This is a genomic window from Pseudomonas sp. NyZ201, assembly GCF_049860765.1.
Taxonomy (GTDB): Bacteria; Pseudomonadota; Gammaproteobacteria; order Pseudomonadales; family Pseudomonadaceae; genus Aquipseudomonas; species Aquipseudomonas bharatica.
In genome coordinates this window covers 4,907,793-4,932,588 of sequence record NZ_CP187557.1, presented here as the reverse complement: position 1 = coordinate 4,932,588, position 24,796 = coordinate 4,907,793, and the positions used below count along the sequence as shown (strand labels likewise).

22 protein-coding genes and 1 pseudogene are annotated in these 24,796 nt (G+C 59.4%); 17 read left to right on the top strand and 6 right to left on the bottom strand.

Going from position 1 to position 24,796, the window contains the following annotated elements; all coding sequences use genetic code 11:
- Positions 1 to 144: 144 nt before the first annotated feature.
- On the bottom strand, positions 145 to 1,050 hold the full coding sequence (locus ACPFMA_RS22060) for a LysR family transcriptional regulator (RefSeq protein ID WP_064302281.1): 906 nt from the start codon (positions 1,048 to 1,050) through the stop codon (positions 145 to 147).
- Positions 1,051 to 1,164: 114 nt separating this feature from the next.
- Here ACPFMA_RS22060 and ACPFMA_RS22055 point away from each other — a divergent pair, with 114 nt between their 5' ends.
- The 15 genes from ACPFMA_RS22055 to ACPFMA_RS21985 all read left to right on the top strand — a co-directional run bounded on the left by ACPFMA_RS22055 (position 1,165) and on the right by ACPFMA_RS21985 (position 16,487).
- Positions 1,165 to 2,778 (top strand): ATP-dependent acyl-CoA ligase, encoded by a 1,614-nt coding sequence (locus ACPFMA_RS22055; RefSeq protein WP_425928747.1) that lies wholly within the window; start codon positions 1,165 to 1,167, stop codon positions 2,776 to 2,778.
- A 204-nt stretch (positions 2,779 to 2,982) separates the two neighbouring features.
- A complete protein-coding gene (locus ACPFMA_RS22050) occupies positions 2,983 to 4,233 on the top strand; it encodes an MFS transporter (protein ID WP_240500612.1) in 1,251 nt (416 codons plus the stop codon).
- On the top strand, positions 4,230 to 5,411 hold the full coding sequence (locus tag ACPFMA_RS22045) for a thiolase family protein (RefSeq protein ID WP_425928746.1): 1,182 nt from the start codon (positions 4,230 to 4,232) through the stop codon (positions 5,409 to 5,411). The genes ACPFMA_RS22050 and ACPFMA_RS22045 overlap by 4 nt, the downstream gene beginning before the upstream one ends.
- Positions 5,399 to 5,713 carry a Zn-ribbon domain-containing OB-fold protein gene (locus ACPFMA_RS22040; RefSeq protein ID WP_425928745.1) on the top strand — a complete coding sequence of 105 codons (315 nt, stop codon included), beginning with the start codon at positions 5,399 to 5,401 and terminating at the stop codon, positions 5,711 to 5,713. Before ACPFMA_RS22045 ends, ACPFMA_RS22040 begins: the two co-directional genes overlap by 13 nt.
- Positions 5,714 to 5,843: 130 nt before the next feature.
- Complete coding sequence (locus ACPFMA_RS22035; protein WP_064302276.1) at positions 5,844 to 7,187, top strand: OprD family outer membrane porin; 1,344 nt, start codon at positions 5,844 to 5,846, stop codon at positions 7,185 to 7,187.
- 94 nt (positions 7,188 to 7,281) lie between these two features.
- On the top strand, positions 7,282 to 8,517 hold the full coding sequence (locus ACPFMA_RS22030) for a dienelactone hydrolase family protein (RefSeq protein WP_064302275.1): 1,236 nt from the start codon (positions 7,282 to 7,284) through the stop codon (positions 8,515 to 8,517).
- Entirely contained in the window at positions 8,514 to 9,233 is a 720-nt protein-coding gene (locus tag ACPFMA_RS22025; protein WP_425928744.1) for an SDR family NAD(P)-dependent oxidoreductase, read from the top strand. Before ACPFMA_RS22030 ends, ACPFMA_RS22025 begins: the two co-directional genes overlap by 4 nt.
- A 217-nt stretch (positions 9,234 to 9,450) precedes the next feature.
- Positions 9,451 to 10,911, top strand: a complete 1,461-nt coding sequence (locus ACPFMA_RS22020) for a 2-hydroxymuconic semialdehyde dehydrogenase (protein ID WP_425928743.1) — start codon at positions 9,451 to 9,453, stop codon at positions 10,909 to 10,911.
- A 15-nt stretch (positions 10,912 to 10,926) separates the two neighbouring features.
- Positions 10,927 to 11,736, top strand: coding sequence for a 2-keto-4-pentenoate hydratase (locus ACPFMA_RS22015; RefSeq protein ID WP_425928742.1), 810 nt, complete (start codon positions 10,927 to 10,929; stop codon positions 11,734 to 11,736).
- Between the two features lie 9 nt (positions 11,737 to 11,745).
- A complete protein-coding gene (locus ACPFMA_RS22010) occupies positions 11,746 to 12,678 on the top strand; it encodes an acetaldehyde dehydrogenase (acetylating) (RefSeq protein WP_425928741.1) in 933 nt (310 codons plus the stop codon).
- Positions 12,675 to 13,703 (top strand): 4-hydroxy-2-oxovalerate aldolase, encoded by a 1,029-nt coding sequence (gene mhpE / locus ACPFMA_RS22005; protein WP_425928740.1) that lies wholly within the window; start codon positions 12,675 to 12,677, stop codon positions 13,701 to 13,703. Before ACPFMA_RS22010 ends, mhpE begins: the two co-directional genes overlap by 4 nt.
- Positions 13,700 to 14,494, top strand: coding sequence for a 2-keto-4-pentenoate hydratase (locus ACPFMA_RS22000; RefSeq protein WP_064302269.1), 795 nt, complete (start codon positions 13,700 to 13,702; stop codon positions 14,492 to 14,494). Before mhpE ends, ACPFMA_RS22000 begins: the two co-directional genes overlap by 4 nt.
- Entirely contained in the window at positions 14,487 to 14,912 is a 426-nt protein-coding gene (locus ACPFMA_RS21995) for a RidA family protein (RefSeq protein WP_064302268.1), read from the top strand. Before ACPFMA_RS22000 ends, ACPFMA_RS21995 begins: the two co-directional genes overlap by 8 nt.
- Positions 14,913 to 14,931: 19 nt before the next feature.
- Positions 14,932 to 15,504, top strand: coding sequence for a 3-hydroxyanthranilate 3,4-dioxygenase (locus tag ACPFMA_RS21990; RefSeq protein WP_064302267.1), 573 nt, complete (start codon positions 14,932 to 14,934; stop codon positions 15,502 to 15,504).
- The gene (locus ACPFMA_RS21985) at positions 15,501 to 16,487 is read left to right on the top strand and encodes an amidohydrolase family protein (RefSeq protein WP_064302266.1); all 987 of its coding nucleotides are present in this window, start codon (positions 15,501 to 15,503) and stop codon (positions 16,485 to 16,487) included. The genes ACPFMA_RS21990 and ACPFMA_RS21985 overlap by 4 nt, the downstream gene beginning before the upstream one ends.
- Positions 16,488 to 16,538: 51 nt before the next feature.
- Here the strand turns inward: ACPFMA_RS21985 and ACPFMA_RS21980 are convergent, their stop codons facing one another.
- Positions 16,539 to 17,141, bottom strand: coding sequence for a cytochrome b (locus ACPFMA_RS21980; RefSeq protein WP_425928739.1), 603 nt, complete (start codon positions 17,139 to 17,141; stop codon positions 16,539 to 16,541).
- Entirely contained in the window at positions 17,138 to 17,278 is a 141-nt protein-coding gene (locus ACPFMA_RS21975) for a hypothetical protein (protein WP_425928738.1), read from the bottom strand. Before ACPFMA_RS21975 ends, ACPFMA_RS21980 begins: the two co-directional genes overlap by 4 nt.
- Before the next feature lie 26 nt (positions 17,279 to 17,304).
- On the opposite strand from ACPFMA_RS21975, the pseudogene ACPFMA_RS21970 reads away from it, so the two are divergent.
- Positions 17,305 to 17,601, top strand: a pseudogene (locus ACPFMA_RS21970) (AraC family ligand binding domain-containing protein); the annotation flags it as partial.
- A 505-nt stretch (positions 17,602 to 18,106) separates the two neighbouring features.
- Here the strand turns inward: ACPFMA_RS21970 and ACPFMA_RS21965 are convergent.
- From ACPFMA_RS21965 to ACPFMA_RS21955, 3 genes are read right to left on the bottom strand one after another with little or no spacing between them, the layout of a single operon-like run.
- Positions 18,107 to 19,129, bottom strand: coding sequence for a hypothetical protein (locus ACPFMA_RS21965; protein ID WP_425928737.1), 1,023 nt, complete (start codon positions 19,127 to 19,129; stop codon positions 18,107 to 18,109).
- The gene (locus ACPFMA_RS21960) at positions 19,075 to 19,887 is read right to left on the bottom strand and encodes a hypothetical protein (protein WP_425928736.1); all 813 of its coding nucleotides are present in this window, start codon (positions 19,885 to 19,887) and stop codon (positions 19,075 to 19,077) included. Before ACPFMA_RS21960 ends, ACPFMA_RS21965 begins: the two co-directional genes overlap by 55 nt.
- 59 nt (positions 19,888 to 19,946) lie before the next feature.
- Positions 19,947 to 20,687 (bottom strand): hypothetical protein, encoded by a 741-nt coding sequence (locus tag ACPFMA_RS21955; RefSeq protein ID WP_425928735.1) that lies wholly within the window; start codon positions 20,685 to 20,687, stop codon positions 19,947 to 19,949.
- Positions 20,688 to 21,051: 364 nt separating this feature from the next.
- On the opposite strand from ACPFMA_RS21955, the gene ACPFMA_RS21950 reads away from it, so the two are divergent.
- Positions 21,052 to 24,675: a hypothetical protein gene (locus tag ACPFMA_RS21950; protein WP_425928734.1), complete on the top strand. Its 3,624-nt coding sequence runs from the start codon at positions 21,052 to 21,054 to the stop codon at positions 24,673 to 24,675.
- The last annotated feature ends 121 nt before the right edge of the window (positions 24,676 to 24,796 follow it).

Genomic DNA, 24,796 nt, shown 5'->3' with positions numbered 1-24,796 from the left:
TCTGTTCTAGCGTTATCCGATTGCCTTAACCCAGGCGCGGTAGGCGCAGCGCCACCAGACAAAGTTCATTCACCATACCGCTCCAAGCGCGGGCACTGGCACGGATTCCTGCTTCTCATCTTCCGGACCTGTTCTTGCACAGCCTTACCTGCGCAAGGTTTCGAACAGAAATGTCCTGAACCATCGATTGCCAGCATCGGCGTCGTATGCACCATGCCAATGAACAGTGGATTCGACCCCAGGCATTTCCACTGGCAGCGGGTAGATAACGAAGTCTTGGGAATGGTTCAGGGCCCGGGCGACGCCTTCGGGTAGGGTGACCATCCACCCGGTACGTCTGAGGATCTGTGGCACCACTGTGAAGTGGGGAACTCTCAAGGCGATGTGGCGGTTCAGGCCGCATGATGCCAAGGTGTCCTCGATGGCCACGTGGCTGCTGTCGGTGGAGGTGATACTGACGTGGGAGAAGGCAAGAAAATGTTCCACGCTGATCCTGTCTGCCGGCAGCCCGTCACGCTTGCGAGTCATGCAGGCGTATTGCTCGTGGAACAGGGAAGTATACCGGGTGGTAGTTTTCAGCGTGGGCAGGTTGCCGATAGCAAAGTCCAGCTGCCCCATGCGCATCCGCTCGACCACCATGGCGACGGGTACCAGCTCAGATGCCAGCTTGATGCGCGGCGCGAGGGTCTGAAGCCGTTCGCACAGCGCCGGCAGGAACACCTGTTCGCCAATGTCTGACATACACAAACGAAACTCTCGGTCGCTGGTGGCAGGATCGAATGGTTCGGTTTCATTCAGAGCGTCGCGTACGGCCGTCAGTGCCCGCCCGATCGGCAGGGCGATGCGCTCGGCGGTCTGGGTCGGCATCATGCCCTCCGGCGTGCGCACGAACAGCGCGTCATCAAACAGCTTGCGAAGACGCCCCAAGGCATAACTGACAGCCGGTTGTGTTATCCCCAGGCGACCCGCCGCGAGGGTCAGACTACGGTCCTCCATGATGGCTTGGAAAACCCTGAGCAAGTTCAGATCGACGTCATTCAAATGGCGCATTCGAATAAATCCTGTTTATTATCTATATAATAGTCATGAAGTTGACTTATAGGTTACAGGTTCATAGACTTCGGAACAACAACGAGGTGATACAACAATTCGAGGCGTTGGGTAATGGACGAAAGTTTTTGCAAGCAACTAGCAAGTGGCGGCGCACTTACACTTCCGGTGTTGTTGTCCAAGCGTATTGAACGCAGCCCTGATACTGCACTTTTTTCCGACCGTAGTTGCACTTGGACCGCGGCGCAACTTGTCGATGCGATAGCCAGGCGTGCAGCAACCCTGGTGGAACATGGCATTCAACGCGGCGACCGGGTGGCGTTGATGTGCGCCAACCGCGCTGAGTTCCTTGAGGTGCTGTTGGCGTGCGGCTGGCTGGGTGCGATTGCGGTGCCTATCAACACGGCCTGTCGCGGCATGCAACTGACTCATGTGCTGGCCAATAGCGGTGCGCGCTTGCTGGTCAGTGAAGAGGCCCACCTGGAGGTGCTCGCGGCACAGGATTACACAACGCTTGCCGTCGAAACCCTGTGGATCGTTTCGCCCCAGTGCGCTGTTGACGCGGTATGGCAGGGGCGTCTGCGCGTGCAGTCGATGCCGCCTGTCAGTGCGTCCAAAGCTGCACCCGCGGTGCTGGAGGATGGCGACCCGCTGGTTATCCTCTACACCTCCGGCACCTCCGGGCTGTCCAAGGGGGTAATCTGTCCACACGCGCAGTTCTACTGGTGGGGCATCAATACTGGAGGCGACCTACAGGTCGTGCCCGGCGATGTGCTGCACACCTGTCTGCCGTTGTTCCATACCAATGCGTTGAACGCTTTTTTCCAGGCATTGCTGCACGACGCCCAGTTAGTGGTGGACAAGCGCTTCTCCGCCAGCGGCTTCTACCAGGCGCTGGCGCAAACCGGGGCCACGGTGACGTATCTGCTCGGGGCCATGGTGCCTATCCTGCTCAGCCGCCCGCACGGTGAGCAGGAGCGCATGCACAGCGTACGTGTCGCGCTGGCGCCGGGTGTGCCGGAACAGTTCCATGCGCCGTTCATCCAGCGCACCGGTATCGGCCTGATCGATGGTTATGGCGCCACCGAAACCAACGCTGTGATTGGCGGGCCCCTGGCGACGCAGCGGCCTGGTTTCATGGGCCGATTGGCCAAGGGCTTCAGCGCTCGCGTGGTAGACAGCCAGGATCGGCCGGTAGCCGATGGCGAGCCGGGAGAGCTGCTATTGCGCGCCGAGCAGCCCTTCGCTTTTGCCTGCGGCTACTTCGGGATGCCGGAAAAGACCGTCGAAGCCTGGCGCAACCTGTGGTATCACACCGGCGACCGGGTGGTGCGCGACAGCGACGGCTATTTCCGCTTTGTCGATCGCTTGAAGGACACGATCCGGCGCCGGGGTGAAAATATCTCCTCGTTCGAGGTGGAACAGGTGCTGTCGAGCCACCCCGCCGTGGAACTTGCAGCGGTCTATGCGGTGAAGTCGGAACTGGCCGAAGATGAAGTCATGGCGTCGATCGTCATCAAGCAAGGGGCTCGGCTCGACCCACTGGAACTAACCCAATATTGTGAATCCCGGCTGGCGTATTTCGCCGTGCCGCGGTACCTGGACTTCGTCATCGAGTTGCCGAAAACCGAAAACGGCAAAGTGCAGAAATATAAATTGAGAGCACTCGGTGTTACCGCCACTGCGTGGGACCTAGAGTGCTCCGGTTATAGGCTTAAACGCGCCTGATTACTTGGTTTTGACTGCCGTGCAATAACAAACGATGCAACAACAATAACAACAGCGTTCATAATTATTCAGTCATTGACGGAGACCGCCATGACGGGCACGCATTCGCTTGAAGTTTCTGATACCCAGTCAGAACACAGTCCCATTCCCACTGCGGTTGAAAACCGCGCACCGATCGACCGTACAACCTTTCGCAAGATTGTCGTGGCTTCTGTTACAGGCAATGCGCTGGAGTGGTACGACTTCTTTCTCTACAGCACAGCGGCGGCGCTCATATTCGGGGAATTGTTCTTCCCCCAGGGCACCGATCCGCTGGTCGGTACCATCGCGGCCTTGGCCGGGTTCGCCCTGGGTTTCCTCGCTCGGCCTTTCGGTGGGGTGGTCTTTGGCCATATCGGCGACAAGTACGGGCGCAAGAAAGCCTTGGTATGGACGCTCTCGATCATGGGCGGCGCCACCTTCCTGATCGGGCTGCTGCCCACCTACGCTCAGGCGGGGGTGTGGGCACCCGCGTTGTTGCTGTTGTTGCGTGTCCTGCAGGGGATCGCGGCAGGCGGCGAGTGGGGCGGTGGCGTGCTGATGATCAGCGAGTCGGCACCGCCAGAGCGCCGCGGTTTCTTTGCGTCGATCAGCCAGATCGGCGTGGGCGGTGGGTTTGTCTTGTCTGCAGCGGCGTTCTATGTGGTCCAGTTGCTGCCAGAGGAGGATTTTCGCAGTTGGGGCTGGCGCATCCCGTTCCTGATCTCGATCGTCATATTCGGCCTGGGCGTGTACATCCGCCGTTCACTGCCCGAAAGCCAGGATTTCCAGCGAGCCGAGGCAACCGGCAAGACGGCGCATATGCCCGTACTGGAAGTGTTGCGCAAACACCCGCGGGAAGTGCTGATGGCTATGGGGCTGCGGGTGGCCGAAAACGGCGGCTCCTACCTCATGCTGGCGTTCGCTCTGGTCTACGGCAAGTTTCTCGGTGTGCCCAATGGCGTGATGCTGGCGGGGGTCACGGTGTCCACCTGCGTGGAACTGGTGGCGATGCTGTTCTGGGGGCGTCTGTCGGACCGGATAGGGCGCAAGCCGGTGTACATGGTGGGTGCCGTAGGGATGGTGCTGGTGGCCTTTCCCTTCTTCTGGCTGCTCGAGACCCGTGATCCCGCCTGGATCTGGCTGGCCTTCCTGCTCGGCAATGCCATCTGCCATGGCGCCATGATCGGTACCCAGCCCAGCCTTATGGGCGAACTGTTCAGCACTGAGGTCCGCTATTCCGGGATGGCGCTGGGGCATGAGGTTGCCTCCGTATTCTCTGGCGGCCTGTCGCCGATGATCGCCACCGCCTTGCTGGCGCATTACCAGGCCAGTTGGCCAGTGTCCCTGATGATGATGGGGCTGGGGCTGGTCACGGTCATCTCGCTGTGTTTCACCAAGGAGACCCGCGTACGGGCCAAGGGAGGGCGGCCATGAATCCGTCAGCAAGCAACGACGCCGTGGCGCTGATCGCTGGGGCACTGGAGGTGCCTTACAACCGGCGCGGCACGGGTGAGTCGACGTCGCAACTGCTCGGCAGGGCAGTGCAGCAATTGCTGCGCCAGGCAGGCGTGGCAGCCCATGAGGTGGACGGCCTGGGCGTGGCGTCCTTCACCCACAGGCCGGACAACGCCATCGACCTGGCGTGGCGCCTCGGGTTGACCCTGAGCTGGTGCATGGATGATCGCAATGGCGGGGCGAGCGCGATCAATATGCTGCAGCACGCCGTGCGTGCCATCCAGCACGGTGATGCCAACGTGATCGTGCTGGTGGCGGGCGATACGTTCACCCCGGAGGACTTCAAGACCCTGGTCGACCATTACAACCGTACCACCGAGGAATACCTCAAGCCGCTTCAGCACGGAGGCCCCAATGGGGTGTTCGCGATGCTCACCCAGCGTCATGCGCAACGCACCGGCCTTGGCCGCGAAGACTACGCACAACTGTGCATCGCCCAGCGAGCCTGGGCGCAGCGCAACCCGCTGGCGGTTTACCGTGAGCCGCTGACCCTGGAGCAATACCTTGACGCGCCCATGGTGGCCGACCCGCTATGCCGGTATGACTGCGTGCCGGTGGTCAATGGCGCCAACGCCATCCTGCTGACCCGGGCCGATCTCGCTCGGAACAGGGTCAACGTGGCGGTGCGCGCGGTGAAGGCGCTCCACAACGATGACCACCAGGCGGGCGATGGCCTGCAGACTCCTCTGGCAAAGATTGCCGACACGCTGTGGGACCGCGCCAATACCGGGCCTGATGCAATGGATCTGGCTTGCGTGTATGACGACTATCCGGTCATGGCCCTGATCCAGCTCGCCGACCTGGGCTTTGTCCCCGGCGGCGACTACCGGCGCGCGCTCGGACGCATAGGCCGTTTCGAATTGCCGGTCAATACATCCGGCGGGCAGCTCTCGGCCGGCCAGGCGGGAGCGGCGGGGGGCATGCATGGGCTGGTCGAAGCCATCACCCAACTGCTTGGCAACGCCGGTGAACGCCAGGTCAGCGATGCTCGCCTGGCGGTGGTGACCGGCTATGGCATGGTCCAGTACCGCTATGGCATGTGCGCCAACGCGGTGGTGCTCGAACGGTGGCAAGGGGGTGTGGCATGGCGTTCATGATCCAGCAATGTGCAGGTTGCGGCCAGTCCAGTTTCCCGCCGCGTTACTGCTGCCCGCGATGCGGTGAGGCGCAATGGCAGGACGTGGCTGCCGAGGCCGGGCGGGTTGCCCAGGCCACCGTGGTGCGCGCGCGGGTCGGCATGGCTGGAGGAGAGCACCTTCACCTGGCCAGCGTCGAGCTGCGCGAAGGGCCAGTGGTCATTGCCCTGACCGCAGGGCCCTTGCCCCCCGGCACCCTGGTCGAACTCGCCATCGATGAACAGCGGCGAATCGTAGCCCAGCCGGCCTGCCGCGACCTGTAAACAGCACTGTTAGAGCCGACATCGCCTGCCAAGGCGGGCGCTGTCGGCCTGCGCTCAGCCAGTCAGCCACTGACCATGCACGGCCCCACGGCCTTGCGCGTGGTGTACACGAGTACCCAGGAGTGTGGTTATGCCTTCAGCAATCGATTACCGGCTCGCGTCCGGCCTAGGGCTGGCGCTGGCTTGCCAGCAGGCCTTGGCGGATGACCCGTGGGCCGATGTTTCAACCTATTTTCAGCAGGGAACCTTGTCCGGTGTAACCCGGAACTTTTATCTCAACCGTGACTTCCGCAACGGTGGTGCCAACCGCCGACCCGGCACCGTCAACGGTTATCGCGCGGAGTGGGCCCAAGGCTTGACACTGGACTACATCTCCGCGTTCACGCCTGGTGTCGTCGGCCTGGGTTTCGACGCGCATCTGTATGCGGGCTTGAAGCTGGACAGTGGCCGTGGCAGGACCGGCACCAACCTGCTGCACGTCAGGAACGACGGGGAGGTGGCCGATGAGTACAGCGTGGGCGGTGGTGCGCTCAAGCTCAAGGCCGGTGAAACGGTGCTCAAGTACGGCTCCATGGAATTGCGCACGTCCCCGGTGTTCTTCACCGATGGTGGTACCGGGCGCCTGTTGCCGCAAACGGTGACGGCATGGCAGCTCACCAGCCGCGACCTGCAACCGCTGACCTTCGATGCCGCCCACATCACCGCCGGCAAGGCGCCTTCGGAGAACCGCAACGACAGCACGTTGCGTTCGCTGTATGGCGCCACGCAGACGAATACGGTCGATTACCTGAGCCTGAATTACGAGCAGGGCGCAGTCAAAGGCTACCTCGGCACTCAACGTGCCGAGGATCTTTGGCGCCAGGATTACCTGGGGTTGCGCTACTTGCCTACCGTGGTCGAGGGGCTGACCCCAACCTTGAGTTTCAGCCTCTACCGCACGGTCGACATCGGTGCCGCCCATGGCGGGCCCATCGATAACCTGACCTGGTCCTTTGCCCCGGGCGTCAAGTTCGGCGCTCATTCCATCATGCTTGCCTACCAGAAGGTGCAAGGCGACACGCCCTTCGACTACATGGCGTTCCGTGACGGGCAAACCACCGTGGCCCAGCTGGCTAACAACGTACAGCTCAGTGACTTCAACGCGCCCAACGATCGGTCCTGGCAGGTTCGCTACGACTATGACTTCACCGCGCGCGGCTTACCTGGCCTGAGGTTCATGATTCGCTACATCCAGGGCCAAGGTGGCAAAGGCTCCAACATCGTGCCGGAGAGTTCCTACTATTCCCTCGGCTTTGAGGATGGCGGGCGCCACTGGGAACGCAATATCGAGATGCAATACGTGGTGCAAAGCGGGCCGGCAAAAAACCTCAGCCTGAGGGCGCGCTACGGCGTGCACCGTGGTAATTCGGCCGAACCACGCGGTGACATGGACGAGATTCGCCTGATCACCGAATTCCCTTTCAAGCTGCTGTAGAGGGCGCCGTTGGCAGCGCTTCATCAACGGCTGCTTCGGCAAAGGATTCCTGTTGGGCAACACCTAATCCGCTTACCGTAAAAGGAGTAATGAGATGAGCAAATACATCGATATTCTGGCGCGAGACCAGGCTGGAAGTTTCAAGGGTTATCTGGCGCTGCCGCCTCAAGGCAAGGGCCCCGGCATCGTGTTGGGCCAGGAAATTTTCGGCGTCAACGCCAACATGCGCGAAGTGGCGCAGATGTATGCCGAGGAAGGCTATGTAGTGCTGGTGCCGGACCTGTTCTGGCGGCTGCAGCCGGGAATCGACCTGGGCTACACCCCTGCGGATTTCGACAAGGCCTTGAGCCTCTACACCGCACTGGACCTCGACAAGGCCGTGGACGACATCGCGGCCGCCTTCGACACGCTGCGGACCCTGGACGAGGTCAGCGGGCCGGCCCTGGGCTTTGTGGGCTACTGCCTGGGGGGCAAGCTGGCCTACCTTACCGCCACCCGTACCGATGTCGCCGTTGCGGTGGGCTACTACGGCATGGGCATCGAGAAGTACCTGGATGAAGCCAATGGCCTGAGCGGCGGACTGGTCCTGCACCACGGCGAACTCGACGGCATGTGCGACGGAGCGACCCGTGCGCAGATCGCCGGGGTGCTGGGTGGCCGTCCAGACGTAGAGTTGTATACCTACGAAGGTGCCGACCATGCCTTTGCCCGCCTGGGCAGCGATCACTTCCACAAACCCTCGGCCCTCATGGCCCATGGGCGCACCATTGGCGCGTTGAAGAAATACATCGGGCCGGCCTACAACCTTTCGGACCTGTGGGACGAGCACATCCACCACGAGTTCGTTACCCGAGACGTGCCGGCTACCCTGGCGACCATGGTCGCCGAGCCTTACGTGAACCACATTCCGACCCTGACCGGTGGGGTGGGCAGCAAGCAACTCGGGCGTTTCTACCAACATCACTTTGTCCACGCCAACCCCGAGGACACCAGGATGATTCCGATTTCTCGCACGGTCGGCGCCTACCAGGTGGTGGATGAATTCATCATGGCCTTCACCCACACGTGCGAAATGGACTACATGCTGCCTGGGATAGCACCCACCGGCAAATACGTGGAAATCCCGATGGTGGCGGTGGTCAACTTCCGCGGCGACAAGCTCTACCACGAGCACATCTACTGGGACCAGGCTTCGGTGCTGGTACAGCTCGGCCTGCTCGATCCCGAAGGGCTTCCGGTGGCGGGCATCGAAACGGCCAGGAAACTGCTGGATGAATCGCTGCCTTCGAACACGCTGATGGCCCGCTGGGCCACGAGCGAGCACCTGTGAGCGCTACCACTGCCGCGGGCAAGGACGTGCTGATCACTGGCGCCAACGGTGGGCTGGGCCTTGCGTTGATCGAGGCCTTTCTGGCCGCCGGGGCACGGCGTGTCTACGCTGCCTGCCGCAACCCTGAACGCCTGGTGTTCGATCACCCGCAGGTAGAGGTCGTGCCCCTGGACGTGACGCAGCCGCAGCACGTAGCACGGGCCGCAGGGCAGCTCGGGATCGATATCCTGGTGAATAACGCTGGCGTCAACCGGCAGCAGCGGTTGCTGGGCACCGACGAGCCCGATGCCGCTGCCCAGGAGATGGCCGTGAACTACTTCGGCACGCTGGCGATGATGCGTGCCTTTGCACCGACGCTGGTCGAGCGAGCGGGCGCCATGGTCAACGTCCTGTCGATCCTGGCGCGGGTGGCCCTGCCAGCGATGGGGTCGCTGTGTGCGTCCAAGGCGGCCGCGCTGCGCCTGACCGAGGCGGCTCGGGCCGAACTGGCCGGCCAGGTGCAAGTGATGGCCGTGCTCCCCGGCGTGATCGATACGGCGATGAGCCATGGCGTCGCGGGTGCCAAGGCCAGCCCACGGGAAGTGGCCGAAGCGATTGTGACGGGGTTGGCCAGCGGTGCTCCTGAAGTCTATCCAGACCCCATGGCACTGCAGGTTGCGCAAAAGCTCGCGGCTGATCGGGCAAGGGTACAGGCCGACTTCGCCCGCTACCTGTGACCGGCTGTTGCCCTTGCGGCGGCTCCGGATGATCAGGCATTCGAATTAACACGTTTTTGCCAAGTTCATGTTGGTGCGTAATTGCTTAAAGCATGCCTTTCAAGTTTGCAAGGTGAGCGTAGTTACGCCTGCTTCTTATACGAGATGAAGGTCGTTCTATTTAATTAATAGGTGGCCTTCAAAGACTTGCGGAAAACATTCTGCTCAGGGGGTTGCTGTGTCCAAACTTTTATATCGCCACTATATTGCTGGAACGTTCGTCGACAGTAACCGTAGATTCGACAATATATCGCCGGTCAACGGGAGCTTGTTGGGCCAGGTGTGCGAGGCTGGCGAAAATGAAGTGAATGCTGCCGTCGAAGCGGCGAAACTCGCCCAGTCGGGGCCTTGGGGTGGATTCAGCGCTGCCCAGCGAGCCGAGTTGCTCGGGCGTATCGCCGACGGCATCGAGCGTCGATTCGAAGACTTCGTGGCTGCCGAAGTCGCTGATACCGGTCGGCCCGTGCATCAGGCGCGCAGCCTGGATGTTGCACGGGGCGTGCAGAACTTCCGTACCTTCGCGGATCTGGTGCGACAGGGCGGTAGCGAGCTCTTTGAAATGCGCACCGGCGATGGCACGGATGTCTTCAGTTACACCGTGCGCAAGCCGCACGGCGTGGTGGCCATCATCTCGCCGTGGAACCTGCCGCTGTTGCTGCTTACCTGGAAAGTCGCGCCTGCGCTGGCCTGTGGTAACTCCGTGGTGGTCAAGCCGTCGGAGGATACGCCTTCCAGTGCCACGCTGCTGGCCGAGGTCATGCACGAGGCCGGTGTACCCGTAGGGGTATTCAACCTTGTGCATGGCTTTGGTCCTGCCTCTGCCGGAGAGTTTCTCACCCGCCATCCTGATGTCGATGCCATTACCTTCACGGGTGAGTCGCGCACCGGCTCAACCATCATGCGCGCCGCTGCCGAGGGCGTACGCGAGGTGTCCTTTGAGTTGGGTGGCAAGAATGCCGCAGTCGTTTTCGCCGATTGCGACTTTGACGCGGCCGTTGCCGGTGTGTTGCGTTCCAGTTTCACCAACTCTGGCCAGGTGTGCCTGTGCACCGAGCGGGTCTATGTCGAGCGGTCGATCTACGAGCGCTTTGTCGCGGCGCTCAAGGCCGGTGCCGAAAAGCTGAAGATCGGCTATCCCGACGAAGACGGCGTGAACATGGGCTCGCTGATTTCCCATAAGCACCGCGACAAGGTGTTGGGCTACTTCCAGTTGGCGCTAACGGAGGGCGCCACGGTGGTCAGTGGTGGCGGTGTGCCGGAATTCGGCGACGAGCGCGACCACGGGGCTTTTATCCAGCCGACCATCTGGACCGGGCTTGCCGATGACGCTCGCTGCATGCGCGAAGAAGTGTTCGGTCCGGTCTGCCACATCGCCCCCTTCGACAGCGATGAGGAAGTGCTGCAGCGCGTCAATGATTCGGCCTACGGCCTGGCCGCTTCGCTGTGGACCGGCGACCTGAAGCGGGCCCACCGTTTCTCGCGACGTATCCATGTTGGCATGGTGTGGGTCAATACCTGGTTCTTGCGTGATCTGCGTACGCCGTTCGGTGGTGCCCGCCTGTCCGGGCTTGGCCGCGAAGGCGGTCGCCACTCGCTGGATTTCTATTCCGAGCTCACCACCATTTGTGTCAATCCGTAAGGACAGGAGTACGCCATGCATCCAGCAATCGCCGAAGCAGCAGCCTGTCTGCGCCAGGCTCGTGAACAGGGCAGGCCGTGCGCGCCAGTACGCGAGCTCATCGAGCGTGCGGCCGCCGAGCAGGGCGGGCCCGCACTAACGCAGGCTTACGCCGTGCAGCAGTACAACAACGCCGCCGACATTGCCGCTGGCTGGAACCCGGTAGGTCACAAGATCGGCCTGACCTCCGGTGCTGTCCAGCGCCAGTTGGGGGTGGACCAGCCAGACTTCGGTCGGCTGTTCGCTCAGATGGCGCGAGGTGATGGCCAGCCCATCACCTGGAGTGACTGCCAGCAGCCCAAGGTAGAGGCCGAGATCGCCCTGGTTCTGGAGCGCGATCTGTGCCTTGAGTGCAACACCCTGGCCGACATTATCCGTGCTACTGCCTTCGCCCTGCCGGCCATCGAAATTGTCGGTAGTCGTATTGTCAACTGGGACATCAGTTTGCTCGACACGGTCGCCGACAACGCTTCGTCCGGGCTGTTCGTGCTCGGCAGCCGGCCGGTGTCCCTGGGGCAACTGGACCTGGTGAATTGTGGCATGTGCTTGAGCTTGCGCGGCGAACCCGTATCGGTTGGCGCTGGCGCGGCCTGCCTGGAAAACCCCCTGAATGCAGCGGTGTGGCTGGCCAATACCATGGTCCGTCTCGGTGAGCCACTGCGCGCGGGTGACGTGGTGTTGACCGGTGCCCTGGGGCCGATGGTGCCAGTGACCCCGGGCGATGTTTTTACCGCTGAGATCCAGGGCCTGGGCCGCGTCACCGCGTCCTTTGCCCAAGCCGAGTAAGGAGGCCTTATGAGCCAGAAACGCAAAGTCGCCATCATCGGCTCCGGCAACATCGGCACCGACCTGATGATCAAGATCCTGCGCAACGCCACGTACCTGGAGATGGCCGCGATGGTCGGCATCGACCCGGCCTCCGACGGCCTGGCCCGTGCCGCCCGCCTGGGCGTGGCCACCACCCACGAAGGGGTGGAAGGGCTGATCCGCCTGCCGGTGTTCAAGGACATCGAGTTCGTCTTTGACGCCACCAGCGCCGGGGCCCATGTTACCAACGACGCCTTGCTGCGCCGGCACAAGGCCGACCTGCGCATGATCGACCTGACCCCGGCCGCCATCGGCCCGTACTGCGTGCCCGTGGTCAACCTCGAGCAACACCTGCAGGCGACCAACGTCAACATGGTCACCTGCGGTGGCCAGGCCACCATTCCGATGGTCGCGGCGGTATCGCGGGTGGCCAGGGTGCACTATGCCGAGATCGTCGCCTCGATCGCCAGCAAGTCCGCCGGCCCCGGCACCCGGGCCAACATCGACGAGTTCACCGAGACCACCAGCAAGGCCATCGAGGTGATCGGAGGGGCGACCAGGGGCAAGGCGATCATCATCATGAACCCCGCCGAGCCGCCGCTGATGATGCGCGACACCGTGTACATGCTGAGCGAGCCCGCCGAGCGCCAGCGCATCGCGGCGAGCATCGAGGAAATGGCGGCCGCGGTGCAGGCCTACGTGCCGGGCTACCGCCTCAAACAGCAGGTGCAGTTCGAAGAGGTGCACGGCCTCAAGGTCCCCGGGCAGGGGACCTTTACCGGGCTCAAGACCTCCGTGTTCCTCGAGGTCGAAGGCGCGGCCCATTACCTGCCGGCCTACGCCGGCAACCTCGACATCATGACCTCCGCCGCGCTGGCCACCGCCGAGCGCATGGGACAAGCAATGGAGGCCTCGGCATGAACGGCAGGAAGCTCTATATCAGCGACGTGACCCTGCGCGATGGCATGCACGCCATCCGCCACCAGTATTCACTGGATGACGTTCGCGCCATCGCCACGGCTCTGGATCGGGCCAAGGTCGACTCCATCGAAGTCGCCCATGGCGATGGCCTGCGGGGTTCCAGTTTCAACTACGGTTTCGGTGCCCACACCGACCTCGAATGGATCGAAGCAACTGCCGACGCGGTCAACCACGCCAGGATCGCCACGCTGCTGCTGCCAGGGATCGGCACCCTCCATGACCTGAAGAACGCCTACGACGCCGGAGCCCGCATTGTCCGCGTGGCCACCCACTGCACCGAGGCGGACGTTTCGCGCCAGCACATCGAGTATGCCCGTACGCTGGGCATGGACACCGTGGGCTTCCTGATGATGAGCCACATGCAAACGCCTGAAGGGCTGGCGCAGCAGGCCAAATTGATGGAGGGCTACGGTGCCACCTGCATCTATGTGGTGGACTCGGGCGGGGCGATGAACATGGACGATATCCGTGCGCGTTTGCGCGCGCTGAAGGCCGTGCTCGACCCGGCCACCCACACCGGTATCCATGCCCACCATAACCTCAGCCTGGGCGTGGCCAACTCCATCGCTGCGGTGGAGGAGGGCTGCGACCGCATCGACGCCAGCCTTGCCGGCATGGGCGCCGGCGCCGGCAACGCACCGCTGGAAGTGTTCATCGCCGCTGCCGACAAGCTCGGCTGGCAGCACGGTACCGACCTGTACGCGCTGATGGATGCCGCCGACGACCTGGTGCGCCCGCTACAGGACCGCCCGGTACGGGTGGACCGTGAAACCCTGGCCCTGGGTTACGCCGGGGTCTATTCGAGCTTTCTGCGCCATGCCGAAGTGGCCGCTGCCCGCTATGGCATCAAGGCCGTGGACATCCTCGTCGAGCTGGGCAAGCGGCGGATGGTCGGTGGCCAGGAAGACATGATCGTTGACGTCGCACTCGACTTATTGAAGCCATCACTGGAGAAGCGTGCATGAATACCGATATTGCTCGTATCGCCGAAGCCCTCGACCAGGCTGCGCGAAGCGCCGAACCACTGGCACAGTTCAGCGGCAGCACCGCCTTTTCCCTGGATGACGCCTATCTCATCCAGCGCGCTTCCATGCAGCGCCGTTATGCCGATGGTGAGTACTGCATTGGCATCAAGCTGGGGTTCACCAGCCGCGCGAAGATGGTGCAAATGGGGGTCGATAGCCTGATCTGGGGTTGGCTCAGCAACACCATGGTGGAAGAGGACGGCGGCTTGGTGGACCTGGCCCGCTATATCCACCCGCGGGTCGAGCCGGAGGTCTGCTTTCTCACGCGGCGCGCCATCGATCGCCCGCTGACCCTCCTGGAAGTGGCCGACTATGTCGAGGCGGTGGCTCCCGCGCTGGAGATCATCGATTCCCGCTACCAGGCGTTCAAGTTCAGCCTGGAGGATGTGGTGGCGGACAACTGCTCCTCGGCGGGTCTCACCCTTGGCCCCTGGTCGCGGGACTTCTCGGGGCTGGACAACGCAGGTGTAGTGCTGCGCCTGGATGGCCGTGTGGCTCAGGCCGGTTCCACTGCCGCGATCCTCGGCAATCCTCTGCGCAGCCTGGTGCAGGCCTCGCGTCTGCTCCATGCCGCCGAACTGGAATTGCCCGCAGGTAGCCTGGTGATGGCAGGCGCCGCTACCGCTGCGGTGGCTTTGTACCCGGGCGTGCATGTCAGTGTTGACGTCCATGGCGTGGGGCAGAGCAGCTTCAGCGTTCGCGGTAGCAACGGAGGTGCCAGCCATGAGTGACGTCAAGGCCACGGTCGTCGCCGGCAAGGCCACACCGCGTGGGCGCTTCCCGCATATCAAGCGTGCGGGGGATTTTCTCTTCGTCTCGGGTACCAGCTCACGACGCCCGGACAACAGTTTCGTAGGCGTCGAGGTGGATGCCCTGGGCACCACCAGGCTGGACATTCGGGCACAGACCCGCGCAGTGATCGAAAACATGCGCGACATCCTCGCCTCTGCAGGTGCAAGCCTTGCGGACGTGGTGGAGATCAGCAGCTTCCTCGTCGATATGAACGACTTTGGCGGATACAACGAGGTCTACGCCGAGTTCTTTGACGAAAGCGGCCCGACCCGGACCACCGTAGCCGTACACCAGTTGCCGCACCCTCATCTGCGTATCGAGATCAAGGCCATAGCGTACGCACCGCGTCGCCACTGAACTGCTGGGAGAAAGAACAATGGACAAGCATCACTTCGGCGCACCCTTCAACTTCAACCGCTGGATCGACGAGCACGCGCACCTGCTCAAGCCGCCGGTGAACAACCAGCAGATCTGGCAGGGCAGCGATTACATGGTCACCGTGGTCGGCGGGCCCAATCAGCGCACCGACTTCCATGACGACCCAGTGGAGGAATTTTTCTACCAGTTCAAGGGCAATGCGTACTTGAACATCTGGGACCAAGGGCGCTACGAGCGTGTCGACCTCAAGGAAGGCGATATCTACCTGATGGCCCCGCACGTTATCCATTCGCCGCAGCGTCCCGAGCCCGGCAGCCTGTGCCTGGTGGTGGAGCATCGCCGCCCGGAAGGGCAGTACGACGCCCTGCAGTGGTCCTGCGCACGCTGCGGCACCGTGGTTCGACGCTACGAATTGAGGCTGAAGAGCATCGTTGCCGATCTTCCACCGGTATACGACCAGTTCTATGCCACTTCCGACGAGGAGCGTCGTTGCCCGGGTTGTGGCGAAATCCACCCAGGTCGCGACTGGCAGACCTGGCACAAGACCCTGCGGGAGATCCATGGCGTATGAAAATCGACATCCATTCGCACTTTTTTCCCCGTATCACCCAGGCCGAGGCGGCACGCCTGAACCCCCAGCGTGGCCCTTGGCTACATACCGAGGGGCGTCAGGGGCAGATCATGCTCGGTGATAAACCGTTCCGTCCGGTACATGATGTGCTCTGGGATCCGCAGCGCCGTATCGAGCACCTGGATGAACAAGGGCTGGACGTGCAAGTGATGTGCGCGACTCCAGTGATGTTCGGCTACGACCAGCCCATCGAGCAGGCGCTGCCGTGGACACAGATGATGAACGATCGAGCCCTGGAGATGGCGGCCGTATCACCCGCTCGCCTCAAGGTGCTGGCCCAGGTGCCCCTGCAGGATATCGATGCGGCCTGTCGCGAGGCTAGCCGGGCCAAGGCCTCGGGACATATCGGCGTGCAGATTGGCAACCATGTGGGCAACCACGACCTGGACGACGCAGGCCTGGTCACCTTCCTGCACCACTGTGCGCTGGAAAACATCCCGTTGCTGGTGCACCCGTGGGACATGATGGGCCGCGAGCGCATGAAAAAATGGATGTTGCCCTGGCTGGTGGCGATGCCGGCGGAGACCCAACTGGGCATTCTGTCGCTGATTCTTTCCGGCGCTTTCGAACGCTTGCCGCCATCCCTGCGCATCTGTTTCGCCCATGGCGGCGGCGGCTTCGCCTTCCTCCTGGGACGAGTCGACAACGCCTGGCGCCACAGGGACATTGTCCGCGAAGATTGCCCGCAGCTGCCGTCCAGCTATGTCAAACGCTTCTTCGTCGACTCCGCGGTCTTCGACCCTGGTGCGCTGCGTTTGCTGGTGGATGTCATGGGGGAGGATCGCGTCATGCTCGGTTCAGATTCTCCCTTCCCGCTGGGCGAACAGGCCATTGGCGCCGGTGTGCTGGAGCATCCCCGGTTGAGCGATCAGGAGAAGGCGCGCATCTGTGCGGATAACGCTCGTGGCTTCTTCGGCATCTGAGGCTGCCTCGCGCAAGCCGATAGCGGTCAGTGACAGCTGAACGCTATCGATTCAAGACGTTGGCCTTGAGCCGGATTCAGGTTGGGTTTGTTGTTTGCTGCTTCCCCGGGCCATGCTGGAAAAGACACCGTCTCTATGAACCCAGGCGTGCATCAAAGCGGCACCAAGATGCCCCAGGATGATCGCGAAGAGCAGCCACGCCAGTGTTCCATGCGCCAGCCGAAGCCATGCGTAGAGCACCGGATTTTCAGGCACGATCGCAGGCAGGCTCCAGTCGCCCACCAGGATGACGGGCCAGTTGCCTGCCGAACGCACCGCCCAGCCGAGCAAGGGCAACCCGACCATCAACAGGTAGAGCAAGGCGTGCGACAAATGTGCGGCTGCGACTTGCCAGCGCGGAACACTCGCGGGCAGTGCCGGCGCCGGCCGGTAAAGACGGTTGACCAAGCGCACCAGTGCCAGGCAGAGGATGGCGATCCCCAAAGGCTGATGCAGATCGATCAATACGGGACGAAGGGCCAGTGAGGACATCATGGCGACCCCGATGAACAGCATGGCCAGGATGGCGATAGCCATCACCCAGTGCAGGAGCCTGGCGGTCAAGTTGAAGTGACGGGGGCTGGCCGTACGGTCGGTTGGTAGGTATTGCATCATTTGTCATCCTTTTCGCCAATGGCGTCGGTGACCTTGCCGAGCGCGATTTCGCGCAGACGCGCATTGTAAGAGTGCGAGTAGATGCCCGCCCGCGCTGCCAGCACAGGATCGTTCGAAAGCTCGATGCCGGACGGCACCAGGGTGGGGTCGAAGTTGATATCGCGACAGCCACCGGCACGATGCCTACTCGATAGGTCGTACCCTTGCCGGTGTTCAGCGCTTTCACTACTAAGGGGCGCTGTGCCATGGCGTGCCGGGCAATACACTGGTGCTTCACCCGGACGAAGTACACGACGGCATGGCCGGCACGGATATCGGCTTTCGCTACCGGATGCCCTACATCGACTCTTCGCTGATCCAGAACGTGCTCGGTGGCGAGCCGCTGCCATTCATTGCCGGCGGGCTGTCCAGCGACCCGCGCCTCTACCGCGCCAGCGAGGCCTTCGCGCAGGCACTGGACCCACCTGGAACAAGACTCTGTCCAGCGTCAGATCAACGATTTTCAGATACGCATCCTCTCCAGAACAGCGGTGCTGACCACCTATCGATGCGCTGTTCTTGATCCGAGCGGCGGTAGCGAATCTTTGAGCAGCCCGATATGGCGCCAAGTAGGAGGCGAATGGCAAATGGCGTTACACCAAGGAACGGCGAGGGCAAGAGAATAATAAATAGCGCCAGCAGTTGAATGGCCGCTGTGGGTCGGTAGCGGCCCTTGGTCGAAGGCTGCAATCGGCCATAAGCGGAGGCTCGGTTTGTCACCCGACAAGAGGGGGAGCAGGCCATGGCGGGCCAGAGCTTTACCCACCAGACGTCCGCATATGACCGCGAGCAACCTGTAGCGAGGGGCAACTAGCGGCCAGAGCGGAAATTCAAGACATGCCCCTTCAATAACTACCATGGGGCCGGCCACCGGGCAACTTAGCCCCCCCTCGCAGTTTGATATCTCAATCAAGTACTAAACTTAATCAAAACCTGTAGGAGTCATTGTCACGCATACAAATATGGAGAACTCTAAAGAAAGCAATAATCAGCAATCCAGCTAGAGTCAACAATATCCCTTGAGTGGCTCCATCTAAACTCTCCCAGCGTGTCCTATTCAGTCGTTTCCCATCAGCCCATACCCAATCGGCTACACCTTGATAAACAAAATCCCCCTCATCATCGACTCTAACTTTGAGGGAGCCGTTATAAAATGAAAACTGACGACTGTCCAGGTTTTTTACTTCCTCCCCATTTAAGCGAAGATAATCAATATTTCCGGCAATTTGCAACCCCTGCACAATCCCTGGAGATACTAAACCTGCGACGCGGTCTGCCGAAAGCTTGCTTACTGACAACCAACCATATACACCAGTAATTTCGAACGGACTAATTTTAGCAAAACTGAAAGTATTAACCCTTCCCAGACGACGAAGCTCAACAATAATTTGAACCAAGCCAGACTTCGACACGTTAACATTTGGAGACAACGACGGAGCCGACAAGTCAAATGAAGAGCAGGCTTTTGTTACGCTTTCTTTACTGGCTGGCTTGAATGAAAATATATAGCTAGTACCATTCGCATTTATCTTTATGGTTTTTTGCTTAGATGCAACATCAGACCTGTCGCTCACTTCCAACAAAGGCAATTGCACTACAAATTTATTAGAGCCTTCTGGACCCCAGTAATTCACTTTTTCACTCGAAGAAACGAACCTATGCAACGAATGGCCTTCAGGTTCTTTGACACTCCATGTAGGGAATATCTGAGAGTTTAGCACATCGACTTGCCCACTATCCGCTTTCGCGCTCAGAGTAACCATTCCACTATCGATGGCTAGCGAAAAATCCTCTACGTCTTTTAATTTTAACGCGCTCCACTTTTTAGCTTTGGCATTTAACGCGCCATCTTCCATACACCCATCTACAGCATTTACAATGAGCTCATAACTTTCTAACTTGGATGCCTTCCACCTAAGCTTTGCATCTTCCGAAATAGCCTGAAGCATAAGCTCACCTTTAAACCCACCCTTAAGCAAAGAAAAATCTTCCTCATCCCCCCCTTTTCTTTCGGATCGCAAGCACAACTTTCCGCCTCCTTCGCTAGCCGCCGTTCTTTAACATCCTTATCAATAATGTAAGCAGCACCAGACTTTGGTGACGTCTTTGCCTCCACATAGGAGGGTGTCGGATTAAAAAATAGCGCAAGCACATAATACTGAAAAAGGAAAACCAATCCTCCGCATACGGCTGGCAAAACGGCCGACACAAACTCAGAAATTTTTACATGCTCACCAACACTTGCCTTGGCCTTCTGAGACAACCATACAATTACAACCAACACAGCAGAAGTTAGGGGCGCACCAATTAAATTACCAACCACGCATTCCGACAAATGAGTATAATTTAAATTCCCATACCAGAAATTAACGCCGACATCCAAAGCATTTAAAAATACAAAAAGAACTACTGAGGAAAGAACAACGGCACCACGCACTGAACGGCTTTTTACTACGCACCAAGTCAACGCCGCAGCGCCAAAGCTGTACAAAAAATAATTAATCCCAGCAACCCATTTTTTAAAGTCTGGGAACTGTATTAAAGCATCCTTATAAACACTTTGATACAGGCTAGAGTCGGGGCTAGTTAGCAGAGCCAAGACATGTTGTTGAAACGAAGGGCCCAAAGCCAATAAGAGTAATGCACAAAAAAACACAGATGCCAAGGCAGTGTATTTTCGCAAATCATCAAAAGAAAATTTCAACAATTTCCTGCTTCCATTCCGACTGATTAGAGGTGTGCCGACTGTATCGCCCAAGTCATTTGCTACGAAACGTCCATCAGTGCAATAATGTCATCCTTAACTACAGTTTGTCCATCTCCCATGAATGTATGAGTAAGGTGGCACTCACCGTTATCCGATAGCAAATAGGCCCAAAGGGTTGCGCAGTAGTTATCGATACTCGAAATTTTCACTTTAAACTTAACTACTACAGGTTTCAGTCTTTCTCCGATGACTTCCCTCAAGTCGATCAACCCACCGCCCCCACAGAAGCTGGAGGACCACAAATCCTGGATCGTTTCTGGAACCCGATAGCGAACTCCGTTAGGACTAGAGCTGGCAGCAGTAAAAGTATCCCATGCATATGGACCACACGTCTCAGCGGTGGCACCTTCGTATTCGCTACGGCGCTTCACGATAACTTTAACCGCCGTCTTTGCAGAAACTTGCTTCTCAACAGGGAGCCATTCTATGATTTTTTCTAAAAATCGCTCCGCGCCTTGCGACGAACTAAGTAGCCCTTCATCAAACCACGAAGGACAGCCATCGTAGCTCGTCGAATGGTAGTAACAAGCATAGATAATGTCGGGGCGAGGGGAAGCATTTAGTAAGTGGCATACAACAAAGTGGAACCCCTGCGAATTAATTTGGGAATACACCTCTGCAATTTTTAGCACTTCGGAATTCTGAAGAACTCTTTCTATTTCCTTCGTGGAAACCGCGTAGATTTCAGAGAGAGATCTGATGGCATCTTTTCTGTGGTCACAGCTTGGAATAAAGTTCATCTTGGGGCGGCTAGCCTTGTCAAAGCGAACAGGTTCACAGCTTATCAGGCTGAGCGCGCATCACCACCTCAATTTAGACCCGGTGAGCGTAAAGGCAGGGGGGGGATAGGGCGCGGTTTATGGAGCCAATCGCGATTTTCCGCTCTGGGTCGGAAGCCACCGGTCGAGTCCTGGCCCTAACGGCCAAAAGCAGCCGAGGGTTTCTGACTGTGCGATTCAGTCTCTATAGGCCGAGTCACTTAGCTTCAAACTTTCTAGGGAAACAAGGCCTAGTCAGCTAGGCGTGTATTGGCTACGCCATTTCTCGTGATACCACCGCTTCGTACAGTACCATTCATGGCCAGGACAACATGGAGGGAGAGTCGTGACCGGATTCGAAGAGGTGCGCCCACCGGAAGGTATGTGGGCACCGCTGCATATGCGTCTTGAGCTGAGGCAGATGTTCGGGCGTTGGTTGCCTAGGTCGAGTTATCAACGCCCCATTGCTGGGTCGGACGATGTAATCGACGAGTTGAGCATTCTCGACTTATGTCAGCACTATCGGTTGGAGTATCGAGGGGGCGCTGAGGATGTCGCCAAGTCCTGGGACGAATCGGAGCGTCGCGCTGCAGACAGCGGCCCGATGTTCGACGACCTCAAGAATAATGGTTGGGTGTCTTTCGATGGCAGCCGCTGGATCATGCAGAGCGCGCCTCCCGGCACCCGCTCTTACATCACTTATCCGAGCCCGAGCACGAAGACCTTTCTGACGGGGCTCGGCGAACCCCACCTGGTTGCGAGGACTGGTATACCCCCACCCCACGCTAAAGCGCTGGCAGACAGGATATTGGCTAAGGGTTGGCTTGAGGCCCATATACCAACCAAAGATCCGGACTGGCTTGCAGGCCGGCTTTGGGAGCGACTGTGCCCGAAGCTCCCGCAGCATTCCGCTGACGGCAGCGTCAGCACAGTTGATGCAACGCCTCCTGCCCAACACGAGGCTTGCGGTGCGCCGGCTTTACTAGATGCGGATCCCGAGGCTGTCGATAGAGCCTTTGGGGAGTGGTCCGTATGGTGTGACGCCCTCGACAGTTACGGTAGATGGGACAGTGGCTGGGGCCCCACTGAGATGCGTTACTGCCGTGAGGCAGCTCACCGTGTATTGGAACGCCAGACCATTTGGGGTACATGGGACAACGATGCCGAACGCTACACAGCGGTGCTCGAAAATACATTTGCGATTCCGCTGGACCAAATGCCATATGCCGGAGCTCCGGAGATAGCACCGCCCAGTACTCTGGTGTCTAGAGTTGACTGGATGATGCGCCGCGACGTCGAACATCTGATGATGGAACGGCTGGGCTCAAACACGGCTAGCTTTGCATTTGTTCTGCTTTGCTCCGAGCTTGAGAACACTGACATCGGGCCTAACATCATGGCTGCAGCGACGACGGTCCTATCGTGCGCTGCAGCCCATCCGGTGGCATTGCAGCACTTGCTATTCCGAATCAGCTCCGCACCAGCGCTGTTAGTAGACATGCTGATGCATCAGCGCACGGCCTGCCTAGCAGCCAAACTGGCTATTGAGTGGCGCCCGGAATCCATACGGAATAGTGATCGCAACCTGAGTCGTGAAGCCCAAGCTAAGGCATTTGCAGTTCAAGACACGCTATCTCTTTTGGCTTATCACTTGCGTGAGGGCACGCTTGATCTCGTGGAATACGCATCTTTGGTAACTTGGTGCTATGCCAGCGACACTTACAGCAAAAGAGCAATTGCAGACGCGAGGAGACCTATTGGGCGGCAGCTTCTCAAGATGGTTTCAAGGGAAAGCGAAGACCTCCAGTCTGCCGTGCTGCAGCAGCTCGTAGATCAGGCAGCCTACAAGGACAATGTGCCCAGAGCATGCTTTGCAGGAGTGCTGGACGGACTGAACTACCTTTCGAGCGCGCCGATTGCCGACGCTTTCCCAGTCGTGCGGCTTTATTCAAAGTTTGCGCGCGACATGCACTTGGAATGGACCGACGCAGCCAGTCTCTCCGCAGGTCTTGCCGCTCATCTCGTCACGACTGCATTCGCTTACACTGCGTCTGATAGAGATGCACTGCTAACCCCATTCGATAGCGCACAGCTACTGCGAAACACGCCGGATGATCAAAAGCCATCCTTGCGCTGTTCCATTGCCAAAACTCTAAGAGTGCACGTGCGGTTGCTCGCGCGCGCCGCTGCCGGCTGGGACGGCGAAACAGTACCGCCGGAGCTCTGCGACGCACTCCAACGGCTCATTGCACGCAGTGTTATTGAGCATGACGAAAAAGGGCGCATCGGAGCCCTCACAGACAGGTATAGCCCCAGCCCATTATTTCAACGGGAAGCGGCCTCGCCGGCAGAGGATCTCTCAGCAGCATGGCGACGGTTTAATGGCAGTCACCAGGAATCCATGCTGCAGGCGCTTGCTCAGTCAGACGATCCGGTGCTACTAGCCGAGCTTTGCCAGCACCTACCTGCGGCGGCAAAGCCCAGCATCCGAGCGAGGTTACGGCAACTGAAGCCAGAGGAGGCATCTGCGCTTTGGACTTGGCCCGAGCTGCAGCACCGCATTGAGTCCTTGTTGCTCGCTGGCGAATATGCGCTTGCCCGTGAGCACTTGGATGAGGCCGAGCAGGACCTGGATCGCGCACCACCTGAGTTCCGGCTTGAGCTTTTTGCCCTTGAGCTTCGACTGTTTCTAAAGGAGAAGAACTGGGCTGCACTTGATGGAACTGTTGTTCCGCCAGCACTGGATAGGCTCACGAGACAACAGGCGCAAGACAAACTGGAATTTTACAGGGCAACCTCCCAACTGCTACGCCCGAACGGCAATTTGGCGGGTGCTCAAGTCGCTCTACAACGCCTGGCTGCACGTCCTGGTGCGGCCCCCGCATATAAAGAGAACGTCTTTGCAGTTGCTATTCAGCAGCTTGTAGGACCCACTCTGCATCCGTTGAGTGGTGCAGATCGTGTGACCGGCGAAGACCTGCTAGCGGAAATCAATGCTGAGGTCGCTGTGGGCGAGAGTTCAGTTAGCAGCAGTCTGTTAGCCAACCGCGCGCTGCTCATGTTGGCATTGCAAAAGCCGGAAGATGCTTTAGAGAGCGTGGCGGCTCGTCGTCGGCAGAGGCGAAGCCCAGAACTCGAACTCATAGCCGTAGTTTCAAAGAACGAGTTGGGCTTCCGTGCTGAGGCAATGGCGATTTTAGACGCCGCCATCTCTGAGTTCGGAACTGACGACCGACTTATCGCACTCAAGAACGACCTTCAAGCTGGAGACCCCGCGCCCAATATCACTTCAGCATCGGCCGTCGTCGATCCGATTTTCTCTATCCGAGCAGCTTTGCAACAGCTTATTGTACTTCTGCCCTCCCAGATTGGAGACATCCTCGGCCCCCCTGGCGGCGGGGTTCGAGGTTATCTCATCGGGCAAGTTTCACGTGCCGTTGGCGCGCTTCAACATATGGGTGCAATGCTCCGCGAACGGAAGGGATCAATGAACTTGGCAAGGTTTGAGGATGACCTCAACACCGCCATGCGAGAAGTACTCGCGGCTTTGCTCACAGTGACTAAATGGGATGTGGCTGACCAATCGCTTGGAGGAGTAACCGCAAACGGCAATCCAGGCGAAAGGGATGCGGTGATCCGAGTCTCCGGTCAGGAAATATCGATAATCGAAGCGCTCGTCTGCTCAGGACTAGATCGGACTAACATTAAAAAGCACTTCGACAAGCTGGTGTCATACGGAGTCTGTGACCTGTATTTCCACGTCATTTACTCGTATGCGAAGGAGCTAAATCCTATTTTCAAGTATGTTGGGGAGATGCTCGAGCACGAGGTACCTTCAGGTCTTTTATACCTTGACTGCGAGCCTCTGGGACCTCCGGATTACGAGACGAGTGGGTATGTCGCAACCTACCGCTTCGACCATAGGGAAGTCGCAGTGGCGTTCTTGATTGTTGACCTGAGGAGGCCCTAGTTTCGTAGACACATTATAGCGGCTGCTTCGGCCCTTAGCCGCTCTCATCGAAAGGCAGCTATGGGTCGGACGCAGGCAGTGGTGACCGGCTGCTTCCGACCCATAGCTGCCGTTGGCTACG

What these genes read in the sequence shown, in the direction of transcription:
- ACPFMA_RS22060 (WP_064302281.1), bottom strand. Translation starts at nt 1,050, where the DNA reads ATGCGCCATTTGAATGACGTCGATCTGAACTTGCTCAGGGTTTTCCAA.
- ACPFMA_RS22055 (WP_425928747.1), top strand. Translation starts at nt 1,165, where the DNA reads ATGGACGAAAGTTTTTGCAAGCAACTAGCAAGTGGCGGCGCACTTACA.
- ACPFMA_RS22045 (WP_425928746.1), top strand. Translation starts at nt 4,230, where the DNA reads ATGAATCCGTCAGCAAGCAACGACGCCGTGGCGCTGATCGCTGGGGCA.
- ACPFMA_RS22040 (WP_425928745.1), top strand. Translation starts at nt 5,399, where the DNA reads ATGGCGTTCATGATCCAGCAATGTGCAGGTTGCGGCCAGTCCAGTTTC.
- ACPFMA_RS22035 (WP_064302276.1), top strand. Translation starts at nt 5,844, where the DNA reads ATGCCTTCAGCAATCGATTACCGGCTCGCGTCCGGCCTAGGGCTGGCG.
- ACPFMA_RS22030 (WP_064302275.1), top strand. Translation starts at nt 7,282, where the DNA reads ATGAGCAAATACATCGATATTCTGGCGCGAGACCAGGCTGGAAGTTTC.
- ACPFMA_RS22015 (WP_425928742.1), top strand. Translation starts at nt 10,927, where the DNA reads ATGCATCCAGCAATCGCCGAAGCAGCAGCCTGTCTGCGCCAGGCTCGT.
- ACPFMA_RS22010 (WP_425928741.1), top strand. Translation starts at nt 11,746, where the DNA reads ATGAGCCAGAAACGCAAAGTCGCCATCATCGGCTCCGGCAACATCGGC.
- mhpE (WP_425928740.1), top strand. Translation starts at nt 12,675, where the DNA reads ATGAACGGCAGGAAGCTCTATATCAGCGACGTGACCCTGCGCGATGGC.
- ACPFMA_RS22000 (WP_064302269.1), top strand. Translation starts at nt 13,700, where the DNA reads ATGAATACCGATATTGCTCGTATCGCCGAAGCCCTCGACCAGGCTGCG.
- ACPFMA_RS21995 (WP_064302268.1), top strand. Translation starts at nt 14,487, where the DNA reads ATGAGTGACGTCAAGGCCACGGTCGTCGCCGGCAAGGCCACACCGCGT.
- ACPFMA_RS21990 (WP_064302267.1), top strand. Translation starts at nt 14,932, where the DNA reads ATGGACAAGCATCACTTCGGCGCACCCTTCAACTTCAACCGCTGGATC.
- ACPFMA_RS21985 (WP_064302266.1), top strand. Translation starts at nt 15,501, where the DNA reads ATGAAAATCGACATCCATTCGCACTTTTTTCCCCGTATCACCCAGGCC.
- ACPFMA_RS21980 (WP_425928739.1), bottom strand. Translation starts at nt 17,141, where the DNA reads ATGATGCAATACCTACCAACCGACCGTACGGCCAGCCCCCGTCACTTC.
- ACPFMA_RS21965 (WP_425928737.1), bottom strand. Translation starts at nt 19,129, where the DNA reads ATGCTTCAGGCTATTTCGGAAGATGCAAAGCTTAGGTGGAAGGCATCC.
- ACPFMA_RS21955 (WP_425928735.1), bottom strand. Translation starts at nt 20,687, where the DNA reads ATGAACTTTATTCCAAGCTGTGACCACAGAAAAGATGCCATCAGATCT.